At 72.7% G+C, this 3767-nt stretch carries 4 protein-coding genes; 3 read left to right on the forward strand and 1 reads right to left on the reverse strand.

Annotated elements, in window-relative coordinates; translation table 11 throughout:
- Nucleotides 1-1010, reverse strand: a 1010-nt coding sequence (locus AB0F10_RS44630) for a glycoside hydrolase family 3 protein (protein WP_360640526.1), incomplete at its 3' end; no start/stop codon positions are given.
- Between the two features lie 187 nt (nucleotides 1011-1197).
- Here AB0F10_RS44630 and AB0F10_RS44635 point away from each other — a divergent pair.
- From AB0F10_RS44635 to AB0F10_RS44645, 3 genes are all read left to right on the forward strand, one after another.
- Nucleotides 1198-1338, forward strand: a complete 141-nt coding sequence (locus AB0F10_RS44635; RefSeq protein ID WP_360640529.1) for a hypothetical protein — start codon at nucleotides 1198-1200, stop codon at nucleotides 1336-1338.
- A gap of 63 nt (nucleotides 1339-1401) precedes the next feature.
- Entirely contained in the window at nucleotides 1402-3039 is a 1638-nt protein-coding gene (locus tag AB0F10_RS44640; RefSeq protein WP_360640532.1) for an ATP-dependent DNA helicase RecQ, read from the forward strand.
- Nucleotides 3040-3203: 164 nt separating this feature from the next.
- A complete protein-coding gene (locus AB0F10_RS44645) occupies nucleotides 3204-3707 on the forward strand; it encodes a hypothetical protein (RefSeq protein WP_360640535.1) in 504 nt (167 codons plus the stop codon).
- The last annotated feature ends 60 nt before the right edge of the window (nucleotides 3708-3767 follow it).

The raw sequence follows: 3767 nt of genomic DNA on the forward strand, positions 1-3767 counted from the left end.
GCGGTCTGCGTTTCGAGGGTCCAGCGGGCCAGCCTGCGTACCCGGGCGGCGGCGTCGCGCAGCCGCGCCTCGGGCAGCTCGCCGCTGCGCACGGCGGCGACGATGGCGTCGCGCAGCCGGAGGGCGGCGTGCTCGTCGGCGTGGTCGCCGCCGACGCAGATGGCGTCGGCGCCGGCGGCCAGGGCCCGCACCGTGGCGCCCTCGAGCCCGTAGGTGCGGCGCACGCCCTGCATCTCGATACCGTCGGTGACGATCAGCCCCTCGAAGCCCAGCTCCTCGCGGAGCAGACCGGTGAGGATGCGCCGGCTCAGCGTCGCGGGCAGGTCCGGGTCGTACGCGGGCACCAGCAGGTGGCCGGTCATCACCGACTGCACGCCGGCGGCGACCGCCGCCCGGAACGGCACCAGTTCGACCTCGGCGAGCCGTTCCCGGCTGCGGTCGATCAGCGGCACGTCGTGGTGCGAGTCAACGGCGGTGTCGCCGTGGCCGGGGAAGTGCTTGGCGCAGGCGGCCACCCCGGACTCCTGCAGGCCGCGGATCCAGGCCGCGCCGTGCCGGGCCACGAGTTCGGGCTCGGCGCCGAAGGCCCGCACCCCGATGATCGGGTTGTCCGGGTTGCTGTTGACGTCGGTGTCCGGCGCGTAGTCGAGCGTGATGCCCGCGTGGGCCAGCTCGAGGCCCAGGTCCCGGGCGACGGCGCTGGTCAGCTCGAGGTCGTCGATCGCGCCCAGGCCCAGGTTGCCGGGGCGGGAGCTGCCGTGCCGCGACTCGAAGCGGGTTACGTCACCGGCCTCCTCGTCGATGGCGACGATGACGTCCGGGCGTTCGGCCCGCAGCTGCGCGGTCAGGGCCGCGACCTGCGCCGGCGACTCGACGTTGCGAGCGAAGAGCGCGACGCCGCCCAGGCCCTCGCCCAGCCGGCGCCGGACCCAGTCGGGCACCGTGGTGCCGACGAATCCGGGCTGAAGAACCGTCGCGGCCAGATCTGGCAATTCGCCATGATTCGGCATAAGTCCGCGTACCTCCGGTGACGACAAATACGCGCTCAGCGAGCACGTCCCCCAACGTGATCGACCGGACCGTCATGGGCGCGGCGACGACTTATGGTCACCCACATCCGGGTTTTAGTCAACAAACCTTTCTATTAAGCCCACTTAAAGTATTCGGCCGGTTGCTCGTCTCGGTAGGCTGCGATGCGTGCGCACCCATGTGATCCCCCCGGTCCTGGCCGCCTCCGGAGTGGACTGGTCCGAGGTGCACGCCGTGCGCCTGCTCGGCGTCGCCCTGGGGGCGTTGATCCTGTTCTGGGCGATCCGCCGGATGTTCGGGGGCAAGTAGCGACCCGTCCCGGACGGCGGCTCGCGTTTGCCCGTCGCATCCGTGGGGCACAATGGCCGCTCGATGAAGCTACCCGTATACGGCCCGCGCCTGCGCAGGGTCGCCCGCCGGCACTTCGGCTGGCCCAGCCTGCGCCCCGGCCAGTTCAAGCCCATGCGTGCCGTGCTGCGCCGCCGCGACGCGCTCGTCGTGCTGCCCACCGGCGCCGGCAAGTCGGCGATCTATCAGATCCCGGCGGTGCTGCTGCCCGGGCCAACAGTGGTGATCTCGCCGCTGCTCGCCCTGCAGCAGGACCAGATCGCCGCGCTCAACGAGCGTGCCGACCCCAAGATCCGCGCGGTCCGGGTCAGCTCCGCCGAGACCCCACGCCAGCAGCGCGAGGCGATCCAGGAGCTCCGCGAGGGCCGGGCGGAGTTCCTCTTCATCACCCCGGAGCAGCTCGCCAACCCGGAGCGGCTGGCCGAGGTGCGTGCGCTGCGCCCCGGCCTGGTCGCGATCGACGAGGCACACTGCATCTCCGCCTGGGGTCACGACTTCCGGCCCGACTACCTGTCGCTCGGGCACCTGATCAAGGGCATCGGCCGACCGCCGGTGCTGGCGCTCACCGCCACGGCGTCGCCGCCGGTGCGCGACGACATCATCGCCCGGCTCGACCTGCACCGGCCCGAGATCCACGTCTCCGGCCTGGACCGGCGCAACCTCTTCCTCGAGGTGGCCTACTGCCCCGACGAGGACTACCGGTGGCGCCGGCTCACCGCGCTGCTCGACTCCTCGCCGCGCCCCGGCATCATCTACGTGGCCACCCGCCGCGCCGCCGAGGAGCTGGCCGAAACCCTCACCCAGGCCGGCTACCGGGCGGACTTCTACCACGGCGGCATGGCCGCGGGCGCCCGCGAGCAGCGCCACGAGGACTTCACCGCCGACAAGGTCGACATCATGGTCGCCACGTCGGCGTTCGGCATGGGCATCGACAAGGCGAACATCCGCTGGGTTGCGCACGTCGCCCTGCCGGACTCCCCGGACAGCTACTTCCAGGAGATCGGCCGGATGGGCCGCGACGGCGAGCCGGGCCGCGCGCTGCTGCTCTGGCGCGCCGAGGACGAGGCGATCCAGCGGTTCTTCAACGGCGGCAGCCCCGACCCGGCCGAGCTGCGTGAGCTGGCCGCCGCGCTGCGCGCCGGCCCCGCCACCAAGAGTTCGCTGCGGGAACGGACCGGGCTCGGCGCCCGCCGGCTCGGCTGGCTGCTCGGGCTGCTCGAGCAGGTCGGCGCCGCCGTCGCCGGGCACGGCAACAAGTGGACCGTCCCGGTCTTCGCCCCGCTGCCGGCCGCCGCCGCCGAGGCCGCCGCGGCGGAATACGAACGGCAGCAGGTCGTGCAGCGGTCCCGCACCGACATGATGCGCGCCTTCGCGCAGACCAACGCCTGCCGCTCGCAGACGCTGCTGGCCTACTTCGGCGAGGACCTCGCGGAGCACTGCGGGCACTGCGACAACTGCTCCGGCGGCGCGGCCGAGCAGACCGCGCGGGAGTCCGGCGACGAGCCGTTCGCCGTGCACAGCACGGTCCGGCACACCGAATGGGGCCCCGGCATGGTGATGGGCTACGAGGCGGGGCGGATGACCGTCCTCTTCGACGAGGTCGGCTACAAGACCCTCTCCATCCCGGTAGTCCTGGAGCACCAGCTGCTCACTGCCGGGTGACCGTTTTCCCGGGCGGGTCGTTCTCCGCCCGGAGGTGTCCATGCAGCTCGATCAGGGTGCCCAGGTCGGCGTGCCGTACACGGCAGTCCGCGGACTCGGCGGTTCCGTCCGCGACCTTCTGGGTACCGTCAGCAGTCTCGACCGGTACAAGGAAACGAGGATCAGTGACGGACGCACCGCAGTACGCCGAGTTCGGCTTCACCGACGCGGAGTGGGGGCTGCTCGTCGGCCTGCCGCAGTCGGTTCTGACCGCCGCGAGCGTGGTGACCCAGGACAGCGCGCGCAAGACCCGCGCCGAGACGGCCGCCGGTCTCGACGAGATCGCCGACGCGCGGGCCTCGGCCAGCCCGCTGGTCACCGCGATCGCGGCGGCCGTGCTGGACCTGACCGGCGACCCGGACCGCGGCGAGGTGCTGCCGGCGATCGAGCCGGCCGACCCGGCGGGCTACGCCCGCGACGTGCTCGACCGCGCCGCGCAGGCGGCGTCCCTGCTGGCCGGGAAGACCGCAGCGGCGGACGCGGAGACCTACAAGCACTGGCTGGTGGAGATCGCGGAGAGCGTGGTCGGCGCGGCGTCGACCGGCGGCCTGCTCGGCATCGGCGGCGACACCGTCACCGAGGACGAGCGCACCTTCCGCGACGACCTGGCGACGGCCCTGGCCGGCTGACGCACACGACGCGGCCGCGGGGGGGGCGGGGGGGGGCTAGCTTTTTAAGGTAAACACCCG

The organism is Actinoplanes sp. NPDC026623 (assembly GCF_040638275.1).
Lineage (GTDB): Bacteria > Actinomycetota > Actinomycetes > Mycobacteriales > Micromonosporaceae > Actinoplanes.

Coding starts and splice junctions, on each gene's coding strand:
- AB0F10_RS44640 (WP_360640532.1), top strand. CDS start 1,402: ATGAAGCTACCCGTATACGGCCCGCGCCTGCGCAGGGTCGCCCGCCGG.